This window comes from Caulobacter sp. 05T431, assembly GCF_056665975.1.
The window spans coordinates 1-22739 of sequence record NZ_JBFTKU010000040.1; the positions used below are offsets into that span (position 1 = coordinate 1).

At 69.4% G+C, this 22739-nt stretch carries 17 protein-coding genes and 2 pseudogenes; 11 read left to right on the forward strand and 8 right to left on the reverse strand.

Translation table 11 applies throughout. From position 1 onward, the window contains the following. From AC1U89_RS23945 to AC1U89_RS23970, 6 genes and pseudogenes are all read left to right on the forward strand, one after another. Positions 1-255, forward strand: a pseudogene (locus AC1U89_RS23945) (glucuronate isomerase); the annotation flags it as partial. A gap of 18 nt (positions 256-273) precedes the next feature. Next, positions 274-1116, forward strand: a complete 843-nt coding sequence (kduI, locus tag AC1U89_RS23950; protein WP_029912577.1) for a 5-dehydro-4-deoxy-D-glucuronate isomerase — start codon at positions 274-276, stop codon at positions 1114-1116. A 153-nt stretch (positions 1117-1269) separates the two neighbouring features. Beyond that, the gene (kduD, locus tag AC1U89_RS23955; RefSeq protein WP_029912580.1) at positions 1270-2040 is read left to right on the forward strand and encodes a 2-dehydro-3-deoxy-D-gluconate 5-dehydrogenase KduD; all 771 of its coding nucleotides are present in this window, start codon (positions 1270-1272) and stop codon (positions 2038-2040) included. Between the two features lie 195 nt (positions 2041-2235). Continuing rightward, complete coding sequence (ppc, locus tag AC1U89_RS23960) at positions 2236-4971, forward strand: phosphoenolpyruvate carboxylase (RefSeq protein ID WP_479902125.1); 2736 nt, start codon at positions 2236-2238, stop codon at positions 4969-4971. Positions 4972-5481: 510 nt separating this feature from the next. Beyond that, entirely contained in the window at positions 5482-6156 is a 675-nt protein-coding gene (locus tag AC1U89_RS23965) for a bifunctional 4-hydroxy-2-oxoglutarate aldolase/2-dehydro-3-deoxy-phosphogluconate aldolase (protein ID WP_029912584.1), read from the forward strand. 6 nt (positions 6157-6162) lie between these two features. Next, positions 6163-7269 carry a sugar kinase gene (locus AC1U89_RS23970; protein WP_029912585.1) on the forward strand — a complete coding sequence of 369 codons (1107 nt, stop codon included), beginning with the start codon at positions 6163-6165 and terminating at the stop codon, positions 7267-7269. Positions 7270-8247: 978 nt separating this feature from the next. Here the strand turns inward: AC1U89_RS23970 and AC1U89_RS23975 are convergent. The 3 genes from AC1U89_RS23975 to AC1U89_RS23985 form a co-directional block, all read right to left on the reverse strand. Beyond that, on the reverse strand, positions 8248-8577 hold the full coding sequence (locus AC1U89_RS23975) for a hypothetical protein (RefSeq protein WP_479902126.1): 330 nt from the start codon (positions 8575-8577) through the stop codon (positions 8248-8250). Positions 8578-8806: 229 nt separating this feature from the next. Further along, on the reverse strand, positions 8807-9649 hold the full coding sequence (ppk2, locus tag AC1U89_RS23980) for a polyphosphate kinase 2 (protein WP_479902127.1): 843 nt from the start codon (positions 9647-9649) through the stop codon (positions 8807-8809). 11 nt (positions 9650-9660) lie between these two features. After that, the gene (locus AC1U89_RS23985) at positions 9661-10923 is read right to left on the reverse strand and encodes an MgtC/SapB family protein (RefSeq protein WP_479902128.1); all 1263 of its coding nucleotides are present in this window, start codon (positions 10921-10923) and stop codon (positions 9661-9663) included. Between the two features lie 236 nt (positions 10924-11159). Between AC1U89_RS23985 and AC1U89_RS23990 the strand changes: the two genes are divergently transcribed. The 3 genes from AC1U89_RS23990 to mrdA all read left to right on the forward strand — a co-directional run bounded on the left by AC1U89_RS23990 (position 11160) and on the right by mrdA (position 14453). Next, on the forward strand, positions 11160-11351 hold the full coding sequence (locus tag AC1U89_RS23990) for a hypothetical protein (RefSeq protein ID WP_479902129.1): 192 nt from the start codon (positions 11160-11162) through the stop codon (positions 11349-11351). 182 nt (positions 11352-11533) lie between these two features. After that, positions 11534-12289: a hypothetical protein gene (locus tag AC1U89_RS23995; protein ID WP_479902130.1), complete on the forward strand. Its 756-nt coding sequence runs from the start codon at positions 11534-11536 to the stop codon at positions 12287-12289. A gap of 184 nt (positions 12290-12473) precedes the next feature. Then, complete coding sequence (mrdA, locus tag AC1U89_RS24000; RefSeq protein WP_479902131.1) at positions 12474-14453, forward strand: penicillin-binding protein 2; 1980 nt, start codon at positions 12474-12476, stop codon at positions 14451-14453. Between the two features lie 144 nt (positions 14454-14597). Here the strand turns inward: mrdA and AC1U89_RS24005 are convergent, their stop codons facing one another. The 4 genes from AC1U89_RS24005 to AC1U89_RS24020 form a co-directional block, all read right to left on the reverse strand. Beyond that, positions 14598-15065, reverse strand: a complete 468-nt coding sequence (locus AC1U89_RS24005) for a heme-degrading domain-containing protein (protein WP_479902132.1) — start codon at positions 15063-15065, stop codon at positions 14598-14600. Next, entirely contained in the window at positions 15062-16099 is a 1038-nt protein-coding gene (locus AC1U89_RS24010) for an oxidoreductase (protein WP_479902133.1), read from the reverse strand. Before AC1U89_RS24010 ends, AC1U89_RS24005 begins: the two co-directional genes overlap by 4 nt. Positions 16100-16344: 245 nt before the next feature. Then, entirely contained in the window at positions 16345-17619 is a 1275-nt protein-coding gene (locus AC1U89_RS24015; RefSeq protein WP_479902134.1) for an MFS transporter, read from the reverse strand. A 148-nt stretch (positions 17620-17767) separates the two neighbouring features. Next, positions 17768-18583 (reverse strand): 2-keto-4-pentenoate hydratase, encoded by an 816-nt coding sequence (locus AC1U89_RS24020; RefSeq protein ID WP_479902135.1) that lies wholly within the window; start codon positions 18581-18583, stop codon positions 17768-17770. Positions 18584-18733: 150 nt separating this feature from the next. Here AC1U89_RS24020 and AC1U89_RS24025 point away from each other — a divergent pair, with 150 nt between their 5' ends. Next, positions 18734-19108 carry an MmcQ/YjbR family DNA-binding protein gene (locus tag AC1U89_RS24025; RefSeq protein WP_479902136.1) on the forward strand — a complete coding sequence of 125 codons (375 nt, stop codon included), beginning with the start codon at positions 18734-18736 and terminating at the stop codon, positions 19106-19108. 53 nt (positions 19109-19161) lie between these two features. Beyond that, complete coding sequence (gene ligD / locus AC1U89_RS24030; RefSeq protein ID WP_479902137.1) at positions 19162-21831, forward strand: DNA ligase D; 2670 nt, start codon at positions 19162-19164, stop codon at positions 21829-21831. 223 nt (positions 21832-22054) lie between these two features. Here ligD and AC1U89_RS24035 read toward each other — a convergent pair. After that, positions 22055-22739 (reverse strand): annotated as a pseudogene (locus AC1U89_RS24035) (M56 family metallopeptidase); the annotation flags it as partial.

The following is a 22739-nucleotide window of genomic DNA, read 5'->3' on the forward strand; positions in this document are numbered from 1 at the left end:
GCCGGCTTCTACAACACCGTCGGCTTCAACGACGACACCCGCGCCTTCCTCTCCATCCCCGCCCGCCACGACGTGGCCCGCCGCGTCGACAGCGCCTTCCTGGCCCGCATGGTCGCCGAGCACCGCATGGACGAGGTCGAGGCCGCCGAACTCATCGTCGACCTCACCTACACCCTGCCCAAACGCGCCTACAAACTCGACCAACGGCCCCAATGGGCTCGGCCCGTCGCCCCCATCAAACACGCCGCCGAATAGATTTTCCGGAGCTTCCAGATGTTCACCAAGACCTACCACGCCACCCACCCGGACATGATGCTCGCGGTMAGCAACGACGACCTGCGCGATCGCTACCTGATGGAAGGGCTGTTCCAGGACGGCAAGATCGTCCTGACCTACAACCACGCCGAACGCTTCGTCGTCGGCGGCGTGGTGGCCACCTCGGCCGTCAAGCTGCCCGACCAGACCGAGCCCGCCTCGGCTGCTGGCCACCCGTTCCTGGAACGCCGCGAACTGGGCGTGATCAATGTCGGCGACACCACCGGCAAGATCACCGTCGACGGCGTGGCCTATGAGATCGTCCCGCGTGACGGCCTGTACGTCACCATGGGCGCCAAGGACGTGACCTTCGAAGGCACGGGCGGCCAGGCCGCGCGCTTCTACCTGGTGAGCCTGCCGGCCCACGCCGCGTTCGAGACCAAGAAGCTGGCCTTCGCCGACGCCATCCCGCTGGAGCGCGGCGCGCTGGAGACCTCCAACGAGCGCACCATCTACCAGTACATCGTGCCGACCACCTGCAAGTCGGCCCAGCTGCTGCTGGGCATGACCGTGCTGAAGCCGGGCAGCGTCTGGAACACCATGCCGCCCCACCTGCACGACCGCCGCTCGGAAGCCTATTTCTACTTCGGCCTGGGCGAGAACGACCGGGTCTTCCACTACATGGGCGAGCCGGACGAGATGCGTCACATCGTGATCGCCAACGAGGAAGCCGTGATGAGCCCGCCGTGGTCGATCCACATGGGCTCGGGCACCGCCAACTACACCTTCATCTGGGCGATGGGCGGCGAGAACCTCGACTACACCGACATGAACGTGCTGGACATCTGCCAGCTGAAATAGGGGCGGGGACCGCTCCACTTCGCCGCGGCCGTCATCCCGGCCGCGGCGGAGCCAAGAGCCGGGACCGCCAGGAGCGCATGCGCTTCCGGCGGTCCCGGACCGGCCTTCCGGGCCGTCCGGGATGACAAGATTCAGGATCAGGAAGCACGCACCATGGCCAATCCGTTCAGCCTCGAAGGCAAGGTCGCCCTCGTCACCGGCGCCAACACCGGCATCGGCCAGGGGATCGCCGTCGCCTTGGCCAATGCGGGCGCGGACATCGCCGCCGCCGGCCGCAGCGAGCCCACGGAAACCAAGGCCCTGGTCGAGGCGACCGGCCGCCGGTTCCTGTCGATCAAGGCCGACTTCGGCTCGACCGAGCCGGTGCAGCGCGTGATCGACGAGACCGTCGCCGCCTTCGGCAAGATCGACATCCTGGTCAACAACGCCGGCATCATCCGCCGCGCCGACAGCATCGAGTTCACCGAGGCCGACTGGGACGCGGTGATGGACACCAACCTGAAGGTCGTCTTCTTCCTGACCCAGGCCTTCGCCAGGCAGGCGCTGAAGCAGGGACCGGTGAACGGCGTGGCCGGCAAGGTGATCAACATCGCCAGCCTGCTGTCCTTCCAGGGCGGCATCCGCGTGCCGTCCTATACGGCCAGCAAGAGCGGCCTGGCGGGCCTGACCAAGATCCTGGCCAACGAGTGGGCGGCCAAGGGCATCAACGTCAACGCCATCGCCCCCGGCTATTTCGACACCAACAACACCGAGGCCCTGCGCAACGACGCCGACCGCAACGCCTCGATCCTCGCCCGCATCCCGGCCGGCCGCTGGGGCCAGCCAGGAGACCTGGGCGGGGCCGCCGTGTTCCTGGCCTCGCCGGCCGCCGACTACGTTCAGGGCATCACCTTGCCCGTCGACGGGGGCTGGCTGGCCCGATAGGGGCAGAAATCTGCGCAAAAGCGAATTTGGTACCGCAACCATTGCGTCGACCGCCTTTTCGCGGTCGACAAAGCGCGGTAGAGGCGCCGCTGCGTCAGCAAGGGCCCCCGAGAAGAGCTCGCACAAGGCTGGCGTTTCGTACGTTTCCATCCTGATGAACCGTCGCACGCTCGCGGCGGTCGCGGAGCTTCGCGCATGCCTCTGTCCCTCGGCTCTTCTCTTGGTGACGGCGATCGTCCCACCAGCCGCCACGTGCGACAGAACGCCAATCTGCTCAGCGAGCTGCTGAACGAGGCGATCGCCTATCTGGACGGGCCGGAGGCCGCCGCCCTGGTGGCCAAGGCCCGCCGCGCGGCCTCGGCCGAGGACGTGGCCAACGGCGACGCGCCGGTGCTGGACAGCCTGTTCTCCGAGGTCTCCAGCGACCAGGCCATCTTCCTGGCCCGCGCCCTGGCCAGCCACTCGATGCTGGCCAATATCGGCGAGGACGTCGCCGGCCGCCGCCGCCACGCCGAGGGCGAGGCCGCCCCCGGCGACGATCGCCCCCGCACCTTGGTCGACGCGGTCAAGGCCTTGGTCGCCGAGGGCAAGTCGCCGGCCGAGCTGACCAAGGTCCTGGCCGCCATGAACGTGGTGCCGGTGCTGACCGCCCACCCGACGGAGGTGCGCCGCCGCAGCATGGTCGACCGCGAGACCGAGATCTCGCGCCTGATGGCCCTGCGTCGTCACCACCTGCCGCCGTCCATGGACGCCGAAATCCGCGAGCGCCTGTTCCGCGAGATCGCCCTGATGTGGCGGACGCGCCTGTACCGCCCCGAGCGGATCACCGTGAAGGACGAAATCCGCAACGCCCTGTCGATCGTCCGTACCTCGATCCTGCCGGCGGTCATCGACCTCTACGCCGACTGGTCGCAGCAGATCGGCGAGCACGGGCGGATGGCCCCGCTGCTGAAGATGGGCTCGTGGCTGGGCGGTGACCGCGACGGCCACCCCGGCGTCAACGGCGACACCCTGAAACTGGCCTTCGCCTCGCAGTCGCGGGTGATCCTGGACTGGTACGCCGGCGAGGTGCGCAAGCTGTGGTCCAACCTGGCGGTCTCGACCGCCTATGCGCCGGTGTCCGAGGAGCTGCTGGCCCTGGCCGCCCAGACCCGGGACCCGTCGGTCCACCGCCTGGACGAGCCGTACCGCCTGGCCCTGGAGCTGGTGTTCGACCGCCTGACCGCCGTCTCGCAGAAGCTGACCGGCCAGCCGGTGGCCTTCGCCAACGGCACGACCGACGTCGAGCCCTACGGCCATCCGGACGCCTTCGTCGCCGACCTGAAGATCGTCATCGACAGCCTGGAGCGTCACGGCGGCGAGCGGCTGGTCGGCTCGGCCCTGCGCACCTTGGTCGAGGTGGCCCAGGCCTGCGGCTTCCACCTGATGAGCCTGGACCTGCGCCAGAACGCCGACGTCCACGAGCGGACGCTGCACGAGCTGTTCCAGCGGGCCGGCACCGGCGTGAAGTACCTGGAGCTGGACGAGGAGGCGCGGTCCAAGCTGCTGATCGGCGAGCTGTCGCATCAGCGGCCCCTGGTCTCGCCGTTCACCGCCTATGGCGAGGAGACGACCAAGGAGCTGGCGACCATGGAGGCCGCCGCTCAGATGGTCCGCGACTACGGCCACGGCTGCCTCGGCGCCTATGTGATCTCCAAGTCCGCGACCCTGTCGGACATCCTGGAGCCGCTGGTCCTGCTCAAGCAGGTCGGCCTGGTCTGGGGCGGCGCCGCGCCGCGCGCCTCGGTCAAGATCAGCCCGCTGTTCGAAACCATCGGCGACCTGGAGAACGGCCCCCGCGTGCTGCGCCAGTGGCTGGAGCTGCCGCTCAGCCGCACCATCCTGGGCGACCGGCCGGTACAGGAGATCATGCTCGGCTACTCCGACAGCAACAAGGACGGCGGCTATGTCGCCAGCCGGCGCGGCGTGGCGCGCGGCGCCTCGGCCCTGGCCTTCGAGGCCGAGCGCATGGGCGTGGGCCTGCAGCTGTTCCACGGCCGCGGCGGCAGCGTCGGGCGGGGCGGGGGGCCGGCCGCCGAAGCCGTGCTGGCCCAGCCGGCCGGCACCGTCCAGGGCCGTATCCGCATGACCGAGCAGGGCGAGATGATCGCCCGCCGCTTCGGCGACCAGCCCACCGCCCGCCGCAACCTCGACGGCCTGGCCGCCGCCGTGCTGATGGCCAGCGAACGCGAGGCTCACCGCCCCGACCCCAAGGTCGAGGCGGCCATGACCGCCCTGGCCGAGGCCTCGTTCCACGGCTTCCGCGCCCTGGTGTACGACGACCCGGCGTTCGAGGACTTCTTCTGGTCGGCCACGCCGATCGGCGAGATCGTCGGCCTGAACATCGGCAGCCGCCCGGCCAGCCGCACCGCCAGCCGCAAGATCGAGGACCTGCGGGCCATCCCGTGGGTGTTCAGCTGGTCGCAGGCCCGCTTCATGCTGCCCGGCTGGTACGGCTTCGCCTCGGGCGTCGAGCGGGCCGGGCTGTCGACCCAGCAGCTGCAGGACCTGGCCGGCGGCTTCGACTTCTTCGGGGCCCTGCTGTCGAACATGGAGCTGGCCCTGGCCCAGAGCCACATGGGCATCGCCGCCCGGTACAAGGACCTGTCGCCCGACAAGGACGCCGCCCAGCGGATCTTCGACACGATCCGCCGCGAGCACGACAGCGCCGCCGAGATCGCCCTGGCGATCCGCGGCGGTTCGGCCCTGCTGGACAACCAGCCCGAGCTGGMGGAGTCGGTCGCCCTGGCCGGCCTGTCGGTCGACCCGCTGAACCACCTGCAGCTGGAGCTCCTGGCCCGCCGGCGGGCAGGGGACCAGGACGAAAACATCCGCCTGGCCATCCAGCTGACCGTCGCCGGCATCGCCGCCGGACTGCGCAACACCGGCTGACGGAGCCCGTTTTTCATCACCGCCGTCAAAACGGAAAACAACGTTTTGACGGCGCTTGCACAAGGCGTCGCTTCGGAGTAGATTCCTAAATGACACCGGTGGCAAAGTGGCCTGGCCACAATGACACCGGTATCACCTGACGTTTCGAACTGGCCTACCCAGTTCCAGGCGTCCGCGGCTCTTTCTGAGTTCGCTCCTGCGCAAACTTTCAGGGCGTCGAGCTTCGGTTCGGCGCCCTTTATTTTGAGAGCCCCGGTCTTCCGGGGGAAGGCGAGGCGGGACCCGACGGACGTCGGGCCGGCCGAACGGGATGGAAACGAAGGACGACAGCCCAGCGACCCTTTGACGAGCGAACTTTGGTGGGAATTGACGTTGGGTGAGCCCTCCGGTGTGGCGTCCGTCCGCGACGCGGTCTAAACGGTCGCCCAGCGCCGAACGCGGCGAAATCTTCCACGCCAAGGTCCTCCCACGGGGCCGCACGCAAGATCGATCCTTTGAGGAGCAGTACTGATGGTGAAAGACCGCATGGCCGTTCTGACGGCGCTGATGGACCAGGGCGTCATCCCGGTTTTCTATCACCCCGACGTCGAGGTCTGTAAGAAGGTGATCCAGGCCTGCGCCGACGGCGGCGCGCCCTGCATCGAGTTCACCAACCGCGGCGACTTCGCCAGCCACGTCTTCTACGAAGTGACCCGTCACTTCGCCTCGGCCGATCCGCGCGTGATCATGGGCGTGGGCTCGATCGTCGACGCACCGACCGCCGGCATCTACATCGCCAACGGCGCCAAGTTCGTGGTCGGCCCGATCCTCAACGCCGACGTCGCCAAGGTCTGCAACCGCCGCAAGATCCCGTATTCGCCGGGCTGCGGCTCGGCCTCGGAAATCTCGTACGCCGAGGAGCTGGGCTGCGAGATCGTCAAGGTGTTCCCGGGTTCGTCGGTGGGCGGTCCGGACTTCGTCAAGGCGGTGCTGGGCCCGATGCCCTGGACCCGCATCATGCCGACCGGCGGCGTCGATCCCGACGAAGCCTCGGTCAAGAAGTGGTTCGGCGCGGGCATCGTCGCCGCCGGCATGGGCTCCAAGCTGATCACGCAGGAGCTGCTGGACGCCGGGGACTACGCCGGCATCACCAAGAAGGTCCGCGAGACGGTGGACCTGATCAAGAAGGTTCGTGGGAAGGCCTAAAGACCAATGACCGACAACATCCTCAACATCCGCCCGGCTTCGGAAACCAAGTGGGACTGCGCTTCCTTCGGTGAAGTGATGCTGCGCTTCGACCCCGGCTTCGGCCGGGTCCGCAACGCCCGTCAGTTCCAGGTCTGGGAAGGCGGCGGCGAATACAACGTCGCCCGCGCCTTCAAGAAGTGCTGGGGCAAGCGCTCGACGGCCGTCACCGCCCTGCCGGTGAACGACCTGGGGTGGCTGGTCGAGGATCTGATGATGCAGGGCGGTGTCGACACCTCCCACATCATCTGGCGCGACTTCGACGGCCTGGGCCGCAACACCCGCGTCGGCCTGAACTTCACGGAAAAGGGCTTCGGCGTCCGTCCGGCCCTGGGCTGCTCGGACCGTGGCCACTCGGCCGCCTCGCAGATCCGCCCCGGTGAAGTGAACTGGGAAAAGCTGTTCGGCGAGGAAGGCGTGCGCTGGTTCCACACCGGCGGCATCTTCGCGGCCCTGGCCAGCAACACGGCTGAAGCGGTCATCGAGGCCGTCGAAGTGGCGCGCAAGTACGGCACCGTCATCTCCTACGACCTGAACTACCGCGCCTCGCTGTGGAAGTCGCAGGGCGGCAAGGAAGGCGCCCAGAAGGTCAACCGCCACATCGCCCAGTACGTGGACGTGATGATTGGCAACGAAGAAGACTTCACCGCCTGCCTGGGCTTTGAAGTCGAGGGCCTGGACGAGCACATCAGCGCGATCGACCCGGCCAACTTCAAGAAGATGATCCAGACGGCCGTGAAGGAGTTCCCGAACTTCAAGGTCGCCGCCACCACCCTGCGCAACGCCAAGACCGCCTCGGTCAACGACTGGTCGGCGATCCTGTACGCCGGCGGCGAGTTCTACGCCTCGATGATGCGCGAGAACCTCGAGATCTACGACCGCGTCGGCGGCGGCGACGGCTTCGCCTCGGGCCTGGCCTTCGGCTTCATGGAAGGCAAGGGCCCCCAGGCCGCCGTCGAGTACGGCGCGGCTCACGGCGCCCTGGCCATGACCACCCCGGGCGACACCTCGATGGTGCGCCAGGCGGAAGTCGAGGCCGTGATGAAGGGCAAGGGCGCGCGGGTCATCCGCTAGTCTTTCGCCTCGTCGGCTGAACAAGCAGAGCCCCCGGTCGCGAGACCGGGGGCTTTTTGCTGCGCGGCTCGCGGCCACGCTCGGCCGCCGCGTCCTGCTCGGCGATTTCGGCGAAGGCGGCGGCTAGCATCTTCGCCAACCTGGCGCGGATCGCCCGGGCTCGCTCGGCGCGGCTGCGAGGAGGCAGCCACGGGCGGGGATAGTCTTCGTGCGTCGCCGCCTTCTTCCAGACCGCACGCCACCAGGCGCGGACGCGCGCCGGCGTCCGCTCGGGATCGGGCTGGATGAGGCCGGCCGCCAACCTGGCGCGGCGCTCGCGGGCGCGGGTACGGGATCTGGACATGGTTGCTCTCCTTTTCGGGCACGGCTTGGCCGCCTCACACGGCGAGCCGCTGAAGTTCGGGGAGGGCTGCGGAGCGCCGGGCCAGGCCCGGAAGCTTTTGAAGAAATACCGTTTCGACCAGGACCGACGCTCCGCGCGGCCGTTATCCGGGAGCGTCCGGCGATCGGCCCTGTTCGGACCTCGCCGATCTTAGCCCCCGACGGGCGGGCCGGGCTCGCGTCGCCCGGTCCCGGAACGCGCGGGTCACCCCGCGCCTGTCGCGTCGCCGACCCTCATCCAACGCCGTATCTGTGGACCACGCCCGGCCGGCACCAGATGGATGAGACGCGGCCCCTCACGAGACCGCCGCCGACGAGCACGCCCGCTCGACCGCCCCCCGAAGCCGCGAAGGTCGCAGGCCTTAGCGCCCTCCCCATCGCCTCGAGGTGGTCTGATTATGCGGCGGCGTGAGAGGGGGAGGATAAGTGATTTCGGGGCGTTGTTTTCGTTCAGGAAACACGCCGGGAGAGAGGGGGATAAGTTTTTTTGAATCCCTCTCTCATGGAGAGAGGGAGGGGCCCGCCGCGAAGCGGTGGGAGGGTGAGAGGTTACAATCTCTCAGAACGACTCGCGGCGAAGACCGCGCGTATCGGTGGTCAACTGCCCGGGCTGGACCGGGGCTGGATGTAGCCGCCTTTCTCCAGCCGCGCCAGGAACGTGGTGGTCCACTCGTTGCTGGTGTCGGTCAAGGTAGCCCAAAGGGGCCAATCCGGCGCGGCTTCAATCTCGTGGAGAATTACCCAGTTCAGCCCAAAGGCCGTGTCGCCTGATGGCGGCAAGAGCGACAGCAGCGCCAGGATGTCCTCTTTAGAAAGCGGTTGAACGAGTTGATCGAGAAGATCGGTCGCCGCCTTGATGAGATCTTCGTCCAAACTATCGGTCAGCGTTGGTGCGATCCCCACTAGGCGCCTAACCGCGTCCTGCATCACACCCTCTTGCCCGTCCCTATCTTCCGAAGACCTTAGCCCGCGAACGATCGCGCGCAAGCAACCCTCAGCTTCCGCCACGGATCGAAATTCGGCGTCGGCGTCAGGCTCGCTCGGACTAAGCCCGACACGGACTTGCCTGCCGGCGGTGAAACCTCTCACCCTCCCACCGCCTGGCGGCGGCGGGCCCCTCCCTCTCTCTATGAGAGAGGGATTCAGGGTGTCCGCCTCAATACACCGTCGCCACCATCCGCCGCCCGGCCAGGATGCTCTGGTCGTCGTACTTGTGCTTGTCCGAGCGCTTGGGCAGTTCGATCTTCGGGCGGTCGACGCGCTCGTAGGGCAGCTGGGACAGGATGTGGGCGATGCCGTTCAGGCGGGCGCGCTTCTTGTCGTCGGACCGCAGGATGTACCAGGGCGACTCCTCGCGGTCGGTGGCCGCCAGCATCTGGTCGCGGGCCCGGGAGTAGTCGTACCAGCGCGAATAGGATTCCACGTCCATCGGGCTCAGCTTCCACTGGCGCAGCGGGTCGTTGACCCGGGCGTGGAAGCGGCGGTCCTGCTCCTCCATCCCGACCTCCAGCCAGATCTTGATCAGGATGATGCCCGAGCTGATGATCCAGCGTTCGGCCGTGGGGCAGACCGCGAGGAAGTCGCGGTGCTCCTCCTCGGAGCAGAAGCCCATCACGTATTCGACGCCGGCCCGGTTGTACCAGCTGCGGTCGAAGATCACGATCTCGCCGCCGGACGGGAAGTGGGCGATGTAGCGCTGCATGAACAGCTGGGTCTTCTCGCGCTCGCTGGGGGCGGGCAGGGCGGCCACCCGGAAGACGCGCGGGCTGACCCGCTCGGTCAGGGCCTTGATGAAGCCGCCCTTGCCGGCCGCGTCCCGRCCCTCCAGCACGACGATGACCCGGGCGCCGGTCTCCTTGACCCAGTCCTGCAGGTGGCAGAGCCGGACCTGCAGCTTCTCCAGTTCCTCCAGATAGACCTTGTCCTTCATCTTCTCCGGCTTGCCGCCGGGGGACTTGTCCGAGGACTTGCCCTCGGCGGCGTGTTTCGCCTTGGCCATGGAAGTGCTCCTCAAGTGAAGACGTGACCGATCAGGGCGCCGGCCCAGGCGGCCGCGGCCACCAGAACGACGCCGGGGGCCACCCGCAGGGCGAAGGCGCGGCCGCCGCTGGTGGCGGCCACGACGATCTTGGTGACGGTGTTGGTGGTGAAGCCGGCCAGGATCGGGATGACGACCTCGGCGGGCTGCATGTGGCCGGTGGCGGCCAGCGAGGCGATCGAGATGGCCGGGGCGTGGGTGTCGACGAAGCCGGCGACGCCCGCCGCCAGGATCGCGCCGGTCTCGCCGAAATTGGCGCGCAGGGCGGCCGAGGCCAGCAGCACCGCCGACAGGGTCGCGGCGAAGATCAGGGCGCCGGTCAGGCTGAAGGCGCTGTCCGAGGTCTGCTCGTCCGGCGGCGGCGGCGTGCGCAGGGCCGCGATGGTGAAGATCGCGCCGTAGCCGCCGGCGGCCAGGCCGGCGCCGATCAGCGGGGCGGCCATGGCCTGCAGGGCGGCGGGGCTGGTGGCCCCCACCACCACGGCCATCTGCACCACGGTGGCGACGGTGGACAGCACCGCGCCGGCGACGGCCGAGGTCAGGACCTTCGGGTCCTTGGCCGCCCGCGCGCCCATCGCCCCGATCGTCGCCGAGCTGGACACGAAGCCCGAGGCCAGGCCCGAGATCGGCAGGCCGAACCGCGCGCCCAGGATCCGGGTGGCCAGGTGCCCGCCCGCGCCGATCAGCAGCACCAGCACCACCAGTCGCCAGACGGACTTGGGATTGAGGGCCGCATAGGGGCCCATCTGCTGGTCGGGCAACAGCGGCATGATCACGATCAGGGCCGCGCCCAGGATCAGGGCCGAGCGCACCTCGTCCTCGGTCAGGACCGTGCGCACGAAGTGGTGCAGGCGCTTGCGGCTGGCCAGCAGCAGGGCGGCGACGATGGCCACCGCCCCGGCGGCCGAGGGCGCCTTCATGGCCAGGGCCCCGGTCAGCACCGTCAGCAGGATCGCGAACTCGGTCGTCAGGCCGGGGCCGTCCCGTTCCTGGTTGCGCCAGTAGCTCAGGCCGGCCAGGGCGGTGACGGCGACGGCCAGGACCGACAGCAGGACCACGCCGCCGCAGGCCACGGCCACCGCGCCGGCCAGGGCCGCGATGGAGAAGGTGCGCACGCCCGCGTCGGCCGGACCGGCGGGATCGTCCAGGGCTCGTTCGCGTCCGGTCCCGATCAGCAGGCCCACGCCCAGGGCGACCAGAAGGTTCAGCAGGGGCGCGCTAGAGGCGTCTGGCAAGGCGTCTGACTCCTGAGCGATTGCGGCCGGCTCGCCGGCGCTCGCCCGCGAGTGTTGTGCGCCGTGACCGGGCCGGACAATCCGAAAAAACCCCAAGGCGCGAAGGGGGCGAACGGCGCCGTCCGTCGCACGGGCTGGGTGTCCTATTTCGCGAGCTTGACCGTTAGCTCTCACAAAGGTTGTGAATCGGCGGCGTCTGTGTCACCGTCCCTTCACAACAAGGAATGGGGCGTTTCATGCGTATTTTCCTGTACATCGTGGCGATCCTGATCTCGCTCGCCGTGACGGTGCTTCCCTGGATCCTGATCCAGCCGATCACCTTMGTCACCGTCCTGGTCTCCGTGGCGGGGCTGGCCGMGCTCGTCGTGTCGATCTGCGGACTGGTGCTGGGTTGGGGCATCAGCCTCAGGGTCGGCGGCAGCACCTGATCGCGCTTCCCCGCGAAGGCGGGGAACCAGAGCGACCGCCGGATCACTTCGGCGGTCGTTTTGTCGAGCGCGTAGCGGTGTCCTCCCGCCGCTGACGGGCTCGCAACGCCGCCCGCAGCTTGACCGCTGGCGGCGCCGGGATCACGCTTCGCCATAACCCTTGCCTTGGGGGAGGCGACGTCATGATCCTGAAATCCACGATCCGTGCGCTCTGCGTATCGGCCGCCTTGGCGGTCGGGGCGGCGGCTGCGGCGCAAGCCCAACCTGGTCCGGCCACACCCGATCCGACCAGGCCCGATCCGGCGGTGCCGATGGTCCAGCGCACCGAGAAGCTGAGGCTGCAGGGACGTCGCGGCGAAAGCCTGCTGCGGCCCGGTTACGCCGTGGGCGAATACACCGGCTCGGCCAAGGCCGTGGGCAAGAGCGTCAAGGCGCTAGGGTCCTATTCCAAGGACAGCCTGAAGGCGTCGTTCTCGGTCGCCGCGCCGGACTGGTCCGCGCCGGTCGAGGGCTCTTGCGAGGGCGGCCAGGGGCGGATCGGCCTGGGCTGGATCACCTTCGACCACGACGACCTGCTGTACGTCTGCACCTATGCGCAGGGCGGCGCGCCGCTCAAGGCGGCCATGAGCCTGGCCCTGTCGAAGGGCTCGTTCCTGGGCAATCTCAGCCAGCCGCAGCGGGCGGGCGAGCTGCAGTACCAGGGGATCACCCTGCGGGCCCAGACCAAGCGCCTGGGCGGCCTGCCGTTCGGCGGGGCGGGCAAGGGCGGGGTGATGGGCTATGTGATCACCCGCGACGGCGTCGAGGTGGGCGGGGTCGACTTCAACGGCCTGGCCCCGGTCTTCTACCTGCCGCCCAAGGGCGCGCCGGACCGCGACGCGGTGGCGGTGTTCGCCCTGACCCTGTTCAATTTCCAGGATCCGGGGCGGAACCTGTAGGGGTCCTTTCCGCCGTTCACGGAAATGTTCGCGGCCGCCTCAAGCGGGGCCATTGACGGCGGCGCGCGCGGGCTCAATCTGGCGGCGGATCAACCCTAGCCTGCGGCCACCCCGACATCATGATTTCCCTGGCCGCCGCGACGCCGTCGCGCCGTCGATCGACGCTCCGAGTTGGGGCGGCGCGATGAGCGAACCGACGATCTTCTTCTCCGAGGTCAACGAGCGGCAGGGCATGTTCCACCGCCGGGCGTTCCTGATGGGCGGCCTGGCCGGGGCGGGCCTGCTGGCCCTGGGCGGCCGCCTGGCCCAGCTGCAACTGGTCGAGGCCCGCCGGTACCAGAAGCTGTCGGCCGGCAACCAGTTCAACTACCGCCTGGTCGCGCCGCCGCGCGGGGCGATCTACGACCGCAACGGCGTCGTCCTGGCCTCCAACCGGCCGAACTTCCGGCTGATGGTCAGCAAGGAGTCCAAGGACTTCGACGCCGGCGCCACCCTGGACGAGCTGGCCCTGCTGGTGCCCATCGACGGCACGCGCCGCGCCCGCCTGATCAAGGACATCGCCCGCGCGCCGAAGAAGGCCCCCGTGGCCGTGATGGAGGACATGACCTGGGAGGAGTTCTCGCGGGTCAACATCCGGGCCCCGGAGCTGCCGGGCGTGACGGCCGACATGGGCGAGGTGCGGGTCTATCCGTTCGGCGGGGCCTTCGCCCACGTGATCGGCTATGTCGCCAAGGTCTCGGACCGCGACCTGAAACAGGCCGAGGCCGATCCCGGCCAGGACCAGACCCTGCTGCACCATCCCGGCTTCCGGATCGGCAAGCTAGGGGTCGAGAAGGCCTTCGACCGAGCCCTGCGCGGCCAGGCCGGGGCCAACAAGGCCGAGGTCGACGCCCAGGGCCGCACGGTGCGCCTGGACCCCGAGGGCGACATTCCGGCCAAGGCCGGCGCCGACATCCGCCTGACCCTCGATGCCGACATCCAGAACCGGGCGCTGGAGGTGATGGGCGACGAGAGCGGGGCCATCGTGGTCATGGACTGCCGCAACGGCGACCTCCTGGCCATGGCCTCGGCCCCCAGCTTCGACGCCAACCGGTTCGTGARGGGCCTGTCGGGCCCCGAGTACAAGGCCCTGGCCGAGTACGAGAGGAAGCCCCTGCTGGACAAGGTGATGACCGGCACCTATCCGCCCGGCTCGACCTTCAAGCCGACTGTCGCCATGGCGGCCCTGACGGCGGGCGTCGACCCGACCGAGCGGGTGGTCTGCACCGGCGGCTGGGCGTTCGGCGGCCGGGTCTGGCACTGCCACAAGAAGGGCGGCCACGGCGTGCAGACCATGCACGACGCCATCAAGAACAGCTGCGACGTCTATTTCTACCAGATGGCCCTGCGCATCGGCCCCGACCCGATCGCCGCCGCGGCCAAGGCCTTCGGCTACGGCGGGACCTTCGACATCGGCATCCCGGGCCAGAAGAAGGGGCTGGTCGGCTCGCGCGACTGGAAGAGGACCGCCTTCAAGCGCGACCCGGTCTGGCATCCCGGCGACAGCGTGCCGTACGGCATCGGCCAGGGCTATATCAACGTCAACGCCCTGCAGCTGGCGGTGATGTGCGCGCGTCTGGCCAACGGGAAGAAGGCGCTCAATCCGCGCCTGGTGAAGTCGGTCGGCGGGGTCGACCAGCCGCACGGCGACGCCGTGCCCGACCTGCCTTTCCCGCAGGAACATCTGGAGATCGTCCGGGCCGGCATGGCGGCGGTGGCCAACGACCCGACCGGCGGCGCCTTCAAGCAGAGCCAGCTGGGCCTGGGCGACGTGAAGATGGCCGGCAAGACCGGCACCGCCCAGGTGCGCCAGTACGCGGCCGGGGCCTCGCGCAGCAACCAGGGCATCGCCTGGAAGCTGAAGGACCACAACCTGTTCATCGCCTTCGCGCCCTATGACGACCCGCGCTACGCCCTGTCGGTGATCATCGAGCACGGTGGCCAGTTCGGCTCCAGCGCCGCCGCGCCCCGGGCCCGCGAGGTGATGCGCGTGGCCCTGCTGAAGGACCCGGAGATCCGCGCGCGGATCGAGCGCCCGATGCCGTTGCCGGAGGCGCCGGACGAGGGGGAGGCGGATGCGGGGGCGGCGGATGCGCCCGAGGTGGCTGTGGATCCGGAGGGCTGAGCCTTTCCCTTTCAGCCGCTCATCCCGGCGAATGCCGGGACCCAGATCCTAAGGCTGGGTGGCGGGTTGGAAGAGCTCAGCGCTCATGGCGTCGGCCTCAAAGCCATTCCATCTGGGTCCCGGCATTCGCCGGGATGAGCGGGGCTAAGGGTTCAGCACCCGCTCCAACACCTCCACCACCAGCCCGTGATCCTCCACCTGCGGCAGGCCCGAGACGGTGATCGCGCCGATGCAGCCCAGGCCCTCCAGCGTCAGCGGGAAGCCGCCGCCGTGGGCGGCGTGGTCGCGGGGCGGGAGGCCGTAGCGCTGCTCCAGGGTCTCGCCGGAGGTCTTCAGCTTCAGGCCCACGGCCAGGGTGCTGGTCGCCAGGGTCAGGACGACGTTGCGCTTGCGGCGCACCCACTCGGCGTTGTCGGGACCCGCGCCCGGCAGGGCGGCGTGGAACAGCGGGCGATCGCGCAGGCTGATGTCGATGGCCACCGGCGCCTGGCGGGCCAGGGCGGCGTCGCGCAGGGTGGTCCCCAGGGTCCAGGCGTCGTCCAGGGTGAAGCGCGGGAAGACCAGGGCCTTCTCCTGGGCGGCGATGGCGGCCAGCAGCTCGGTATCCGTCACAGCGACAGCTCGCGGCCTTCGGCGGCGCTGCGGGCGGCCAGGTCGATCAGCTCCATGACCGCCAGGGCCTCCTCGGGCGAGGCGGGGTTGGGGCCGTGGCCCGACAGGGCGTCGCGGACGCCGGCGTAATAGGCCAGGTAATCGCCGGGCACGCCCTCGACCACACGGCTCGTGGTCGCCTCGCCGTCGGGGACGGTCAGGGTCCCCGGACGCGGATCTGCGCCCCAGCCTTCCGAGCCCGGGACGACGCCGGCCTTCAGGGCGTTCTCCTGCTCGTCCAGGCCTTCCTTGTGGAAGCTGGCCTTGGTCCCGTGCACGGCCATCCGCAGGCGCGAGTCGATGGTCATCTGGCTGGCGTGCAGCAGCACCCGCAGGCGCGGATAGCGCAGCACCAGGTGGAAGTAGTCCGGCGCCTGGCCGCCGTCCTTCTGGACCGCCAGGTCGGCATAGACCGCGTCCGGCGGGCCGAACAGCTGCAGGGCCTGGTCGATCAGGTGCGGGCCCAGGTCCAGCAGCACCCCGGCGCCCGGCTTCTCGCGCCAGCGGTCGCGGACCACCGGGCGGTGACGGTCGAAATGGCTCTCGTACTGCACGATCTCGCCCAGCGTCCCGTCGGCGATCAGGGCCTTGAGCGTGAGGAAGTCGCTGTCCCAGCGGCGGTTGTGGAAGATGCTCAGCAGCTTGCCGGCCCGCCTGGCGTGGTCGGCGACGGCGCGGGCCTCGTCCAGGGTGACCGCGAACGGCTTGTCGATCACCACGGCCTTGCCGGCGTCAAGGGCGGCGTGGGCCTGGGCTGCATGCAGCGGGTCGGGCGTGGCGATGACCACCAGGTCGATCTCGGGATCGGGCAGGGCGGCGTCGAGGTCGGGCGCGACCTTCACGTTCGGATGGTCGGCATGGACCTTGGCCGGGTCGCTGGAGACCACCGTGTGCAGCAGCAGGCCGGGCGTGGCGGCGATCAACGGGGCGTGGAAGGCCTTGCCGACGAAGCCGTAGCCGACCAGGGCGACCTTGAAGGGGAGGGGAGAGGACATGGCCACTTATAACCCTCTCCCATGGGGAGAGGGAGGGGCCCGCGACGAAGTCGTGGGAGGGTGAGGGGGTAAAATGCCGGACGGCGCGCCGGCAGGGCGGCGGGAGAAAACGGTGAGGGTGTAACCCCTCACCCTCCCACGTCCTGCGGACGCGGGTCCCTCCCTCTCCCTCTGGGAGAGGGCGCAAAAAGAAAGCCCCCGACCTTTCGATCGGAGGCTCATCTTCAGGCGCTCATGGCGAAGACCTAGATCTTCACCGGCTCCATCTTCGGCGTCAGCAGGTGGATGACCAGCAGGGCCACCAGATAGGCGCTGCCCGCGACGATGAAGATCGGCGTGTAGGTGCCGATCCGATCCAGCACCTGGCCGATGTACTTGGAGAACACCATGCCGCCGACCGCGCCCAGCATGCCGCCGATGCCGACGACCGAGCCCACCGCGCCGCGCGGGAACACGTCCGACGGCAGGGTGTAGAGGTTGGCCGAGAAGCCCTGGTGGGCGGCGGTGGCGACGCCGATGATCAGGACGGCGGTCCACAGGCCCGAGACGTTGGCCGCGAAGATCACCGGCATGGCCAGCAGGGCGCAGACCAGCATGGTGGTCTTGCGGGCGTTGTTGATGCTCCAGCCCATCTTCATCAGCTGCGACGACAGCCAGCCGCCGGCGACGCTGCCGACGTMGCTCATCAGATAGATGGCGATCAGCGGCGGGCCGAAGCTCTTGAGGTCCAGGTGATAGCGCTTGCCCAGGAAGTCGGGCAGCCAGAACAGGAACATCCACCAGATCGGGTCGATCAGGAACTTGCCCAGGGCGAACGCCCAGGTTTCCTTCTTGCCCAGCAGCTTGACCCAGCCGATCTTCTCGACGGGGTCGGCCGGATCCTGCTCGATGTGGGCCAGCTCGGCGGCCGACAGGCGCTTCTGCTCGCGCGGCCGGCGGTAGACGATCAGCCACAGTGGCAGCCACAGCAGGCCCGCCACGCCGGTGACGATGAAGGCCATCTGCCAGCCGAAGGCCAGCACGATGCCCGGCACGACCAGCGGGGTGACGATGGCGCCGATATTGGTGCCGGCGTTGAAGATGCCGGTGGCCAGGGCGCGCTCGTTCTTGGGGAACCACTCGGCCACGGCCTTGATGCCGCCCGGGAAGCCGCCGGCCTCGCCGATGCCCAGGCCCATGCGGGCGAAGGCGAAGCCGCTGAAGCTCTTGGCCAGGGCGTGGGCGATGTGGGCGCCCTGCCAGATCAGGAACGCGACGCCGAAGCCCCAGCGGGCCCCGATCTTGTCCATGATCTTGCCCCAGGCGAGGTAGGCCACGGCGTAGGCCAGCTGGAAGTAGAACACGAGATCGGCGTAGTGGGTCTCGTCCCAGCCGAATTCCTTGCTGAGGTCGGCCTTCAGCAGGCCGATGGTCTGGCGATCGACGTAGTTGATCACCATCGCCAGGAACAGCAGGCCGACGATGACCCACCGGTACCGGCCGATCTTCGCGGACGGAGCCGGCATTGTTGGAGCGTCCATGGACGTCACATCCTCACCCTTAGGCTTGTAGTTATTCCGACGCCCCCGCCGGTTTTCCGATCGTTAGAGCACCTTCGAGCGAACCGGGGACCGGTCCGCTCGACGGCTACGCGTATAGAACAGTCGGGCCTGAAGCACGACCTTGGCTTCAGGCCGGCACGGCCACGCAGGCGACGCTTCCGAACGGACCGAAGTCTACGCGGGAGCTCTCGCCGGCGGCAATGTCATGAATGCCGGTGCTGGCGCCGGTGGTCACCAGCATTCCCTTTTTAAGCGGTCGGCCGCGCGAGGCCACGTGGCCCAGCAGGAAGGCCAGGGCCGCCAGGGGCGAGCCGGGGATCGAGGCCGCGCCGCCCTTGCCGACGGACACGCCGTCGATGAAGGTCTCGGCCGGCATGTCTTCCCAGGCGATGTCGCGCCAGTTCTCGATCACCGGGCCCAGGATCTGGCCGTCGTTGTTGCCGAAGTCGGAGGCCACGATGGGCGGACCCAGCTGGTTGATGGTGGCCAGGGGGCTGCCGGCGATCTCGATGCCGACGATCAGCTCGCCCACGTATTCGGCGGCTTCCTCGGCGGTCCACTCGGTCTTGTCGGCCGGGGCGTCCTTGCCCAGGCGGATGATGAACTCGGCCTCGACGGCGGTGAAGCCGCCCGCGATGGCGCGGAAGGGGGTGGGCTGGTCGCCCGCGTCCCAGACCTTGGTCTTGAAGATGCAGCCGGCCAGGCGCTCGGCGCCCAGGCGTTCGCGATGCTGCGGGGGCACCAGGCCCACCTTCCAGCCGACCAGTTCGTCGGGCCAGAGGTCGATCGCCAGGTCCTGGACCGCGTAGCCCTCGGCCATGGATTGGGGAAGCACGCCGCCGGGATAACCGGGAACCGACACGCCCTTCAGACGCGCCTCGACGAATTGTGGGGCGATGGACGCCGGTGCGAACACCTCGCTCTCGGCCTCGGAAACGGTCACGCCGCGAATCCTCCCTCGCGAAACACACTACAGTCCCGTTAAACGGGCTTTGGTCGTGCATAATGGAAACCGGTGTCATTGACAATCGGTCCCGCGACACCGGTGACAATGGATTGTCATGCCCCTGTCGTCGGGATTTCATCCGGTCCCATGATCGATCATCCCAAAATCCGCCGGGCGGTCTTGGCCCTGCCCGAGGTCGAGGCGGGCGACTCCGAGGAGTCGCTGAGCTTCTCCGTGCGCGGCAAGGGTCTGTCCTGGCCCTATCTGGCGCGGGCCGCGCCGAAGGGGCCGCGCCTGGTCGTGCCGGGCGTCCTGGCCGTGCGCTGCCGGATGGAGAAGAAGGAGATGCTGCTCGAGGTCGCGCCGGAGGTCTTCTTCGAGGACGACCACTATCGCGGCTATCCGGCGGTGCTGGTGCGGCTGGACGTGGTGGAGGAGGGCGAATTGAGCGCGCTGCTTCAAGACGCCTGGCGGGTGGTCGCGCCAAAGAGCCTGGTCAAGCGTTTCGACGCGGGCGCTTAAGGAACCGCTCGCCGGTCGCGCGCCTTCAATCCTGGCAGGAAACGGAGCTCGCCATGGCCCAGGGACAGCTCGCCGAATACCGCCGCAAGCGCGACTTCCAGAAGACCGCCGAGCCCAGCGGCGACACCGCCGTCGCCCCGGCGCCCCATGCCCGGTTCGTGATCCAGAAGCACGACGCCACGCGCCTGCACTACGACTTCCGGCTGGAGGTGGACGGGGTGCTGAAGTCGTGGGCGGTGACCAAGGGTCCGTCGCTGGACCCGGCCGACAAGCGGTTGTCGGTCGAGGTCGAGGACCATCCGCTGGACTACGGCGACTTCGAGGGCACGATCCCCAAGGGCCAGTACGGCGGCGGCACGGTGCAGCTGTGGGACCGCGGCTATTGGTCGCCCGAGCCGGGCTTCGAGGACGTGGCCAAGGCGCTGAAGAAGGGCGAGCTGAAGTTCGTGCTGGAGGGCGAGCGCCTGCACGGCTCGTGGGTGCTGGTGCGGATGAACTGGGACCGCAACGCGAAAGACGGGAAGGGCAAGCGCTCCAACTGGCTCTTGATCAAGCACAACGACGCGGCCGCGCGGCCGGGCGAGGGGACCTTGGTGCTGGAAGAGGACGCCTCGATCGCCTCGGGCCGGACCATGGCCGACATCGCGGCGGGCAAGGGCAAGGGGCCCAAGCCGTTCATCCTCAAATCCAAGGGCAAGGGCGACGCGGTGTGGACCTCGCGGACCAAGGCCGAGCGCGAGGCGCTGCAGAAGGAAGCGCTGGAGACGCGGGCCTTCGCCGAGCCCAAGGCCGCGCCGAGGAAGGCCGCCAGGCCGGCCAAGCCCGCCGCGCTGCCCGACTTCATCGAGCCCCAGCTGTGCAAGTCGCTGGACCGCCCGCCGTCCGGCCCCGGCTGGGCGCACGAGATCAAGTTCGACGGCTATCGCGTCCAGCTTCGCGTCGAGGACGGCCGGGCGACCTTGCGCACCCGCAAGGGCCTGGACTGGACCGAGAAGTTCGCCGCCATCGCCGAGGCCGCCGCCGACCTGCCCGACGCCATCCTCGACGGCGAGGTGGTGGCCCTGGACGCGGCGGGCCAGCCCGACTTCGCCGGCCTGCAGGCGGCCCTGTCGGACGGCGACAGCGGCGACCTGATCTTCTTCGCCTTCGACCTGCTGGCGGAGGGCGGCCAGGACCTGCGCGACCTGCCGCTGCGCGAGCGCAAGGCGCGGCTGAAGGCGCTGATGGGCCAGGACGAACCGCGCCTGCGCTTCGTCGACCACTTCGAGACCGCCGGCGACGCGGTGCTGCTGTCGGCCTGCAAGCTGGAGCTGGAGGGCATCATCTCCAAGCGGCTGGACGCGCCGTACCGCTCGGGGCGCAGCGAGACCTGGGTCAAGGCCAAGTGCCGGGCGGGGCACGAGGTGGTGATCGGCGGTTGGACCACGACGGGAACGGCCTTCCGCTCGCTGATCGCCGGCGTCTATCGCGACGGCAAGCTGGTCCATGTGGGCCGGATCGGCACGGGCTTCGGCCGCGACAAGGTCGCCAGGCTGCTGCCGCGGCTGAAGGCGCTGGAGACCAAGACCTCGCCGTTCGAAGGCCAGGGCGCGCCGCGCAAGGCCGACAACATCCACTGGGTGAAGCCCGAACTGGTGGCCGAGATCGAATATGCCGGCTTCACCGGCGACGGGGCGATCCGCCAGGCGGCGTTCAAGGGCCTGCGCGAGGACAAGCCCGCCGCCGAGGTCGAGGCCGAGGTCCCCGCGTCGGCCGAGACCGCCGAGCTGGCCGAGCCGACGCCCAAGGCGGCGCCTAAGGCCGCATCCAAGACCTCGGGGACGATCTCGACCGCCAAGGCCGACAGCGTCGTGCTGGGCGTGACGATCTCCAGCCCCGACAAGCCGCTGTGGCCCGACGTCGATGGCGCGCCGGCCACCAAGATCGACCTGGCCCGTTACATGGCCGCCGTCGGCGAGTGGATGCTGCCGCACGTCAAGGGCCGGCCGGCCTCGATCATCCGCGTGCCCGACGGCATCGGCGGCGAGACCTTCTTCCAGCGCCACGCCATGCGCGGGATGTCGTCGTTGATCGAGCAGGTCAGCGTGAAGGGCGACAAGCAGCCCTACATCCGCTTCGACCGGGTCGAGGCCCTGGTCGCCGCCGCCCAGATCGGCGGGGTCGAGATCCATCCGTGGAACTGCCAGCCCGGCGACACGGAAGTGGCCGGCCGGCTGGTCTTCGACCTGGACCCCGCGCCGGGGATCACCTTCGAGGACGTGATCGCCGGGGCCCGTGAGATCCGCGATCGGCTGGAGGAGCTGGGCCTGGTCAGCTTCTGCAAGACCACCGGCGGCAAGGGGCTGCACGTGGTGACGCCGCTCTCCGACAAGGTCCCGTGGGACGCGGCCAAGGCTTTCGCCCGCGAGGTCTGCGCCCGCATGGCCGCCGACGCGCCGGACAAGTACCTGATCACCATGAGCAAGAAAGCGCGGGAGGGTCGGATCTTCCTCGACTACCTGCGCAACGACCGCACCTCGACCGCCGTCGCCCCGCTCTCGGCCCGGGCCCGTCCGGGGGCGACGGTGTCGATGCCCCTGAACTGGACCCAGGTGAAGGCGGGGCTGGACCCGACGAAGTACACGATCCGCACCACCCCCGACCTGATCGCCAAGAGCACGGCCTGGGAGGACTATTTCGACGCCGCCAAGCCGCTGAAGGCGGCGATCAAGCGGCTGGGGTGAAGGGGGGCGGATGAGGCGGGCTCGCCATTGCTCGAGTTTCCCAAACCTTCCCCAACCCATCGTCATTCCCGCCCTTGTGGCGGGAACCCCTCTATCCGTCGTAGGGGCAGCGGAGTGGCGCGCCGGCGCGCCAAGGCCTCTCATCGTCAGCTGAACCAGGGGTTCCCGCCACAAGGGCGGGAATGACGGCCGAAAGGAGATGGCGTCTGAATAAGGACGTCCCCTAGCTCGCCTGGCGGGCTTCGGCCGCCAACTTGTCGGCCTGGCGCTCCAGGTCGTCGGCCTGGGCGGGCAGACGGGCGGAGAGGTCGCGCAGCTCGGCGTCGGTGACGGTGTTGCCGCGAGCGCGGTTCTCCTCGATCTGCCTGGCGCGATAGGCGGGGTCGCGCAGGCGGGCGGCCTCCTCGCGCATCTGCTGGGCGCCCCGGCGCATCTGCACGGCGCCCTGGGCCATCTGGGCGCGGGCCTTGACCATCGCGCGGGCCGCTTCGGCGCGGGCCTGTTCGCCGATCTGGCGGGCCCATTCGCCGTCAGCCCTGGCCTGCTCGGCGTCGGCGCGGGCCTGTTCCGCATCCACGCGAGCCCGCGCGGCGGCGTGGCTGGCCTGGCGGCGAGCCTCGGCGGCTTGGCGGCGGGCTTCGGCGGCGTTGGCGCGGGCCTCGACGGCGGCCTGCTTCTCTTCGGGCGTGGCGTAGCGGAAGTAGCTGTAGCTGTAGCTCGCGCCGGCAGGCGGCGGGGGCGGAGCCGGCGGCAGCGGCGGAAGAGGCGGCAGCGGCGGTTCGGGCGCGTTCAGCGGCGGCGGAGGGGGCGGGGGAGGCGGCGGCGGAAGCTCGGCCATCGTGATCGCCTCGGCCGGCGGCGCGGGAGGCGCGGGGGGCGCCGGCGGGGCGGGCGGAGCCGGCGGGGCC

What these genes read in the sequence shown, in the direction of transcription:
- AC1U89_RS23970 (WP_029912585.1), top strand. Translation starts at nt 6,163, where the DNA reads ATGACCGACAACATCCTCAACATCCGCCCGGCTTCGGAAACCAAGTGG.
- AC1U89_RS24025 (WP_479902136.1), top strand. Translation starts at nt 18,734, where the DNA reads ATGATCGATCATCCCAAAATCCGCCGGGCGGTCTTGGCCCTGCCCGAG.
- AC1U89_RS23995 (WP_479902130.1), top strand. Translation starts at nt 11,534, where the DNA reads ATGATCCTGAAATCCACGATCCGTGCGCTCTGCGTATCGGCCGCCTTG.
- AC1U89_RS23965 (WP_029912584.1), top strand. Translation starts at nt 5,482, where the DNA reads ATGGTGAAAGACCGCATGGCCGTTCTGACGGCGCTGATGGACCAGGGC.
- ligD (WP_479902137.1), top strand. Translation starts at nt 19,162, where the DNA reads ATGGCCCAGGGACAGCTCGCCGAATACCGCCGCAAGCGCGACTTCCAG.
- AC1U89_RS24010 (WP_479902133.1), bottom strand. Translation starts at nt 16,099, where the DNA reads ATGTCCTCTCCCCTCCCCTTCAAGGTCGCCCTGGTCGGCTACGGCTTC.
- AC1U89_RS23975 (WP_479902126.1), bottom strand. Translation starts at nt 8,577, where the DNA reads ATGCAGGACGCGGTTAGGCGCCTAGTGGGGATCGCACCAACGCTGACC.
- kduD (WP_029912580.1), top strand. Translation starts at nt 1,270, where the DNA reads ATGGCCAATCCGTTCAGCCTCGAAGGCAAGGTCGCCCTCGTCACCGGC.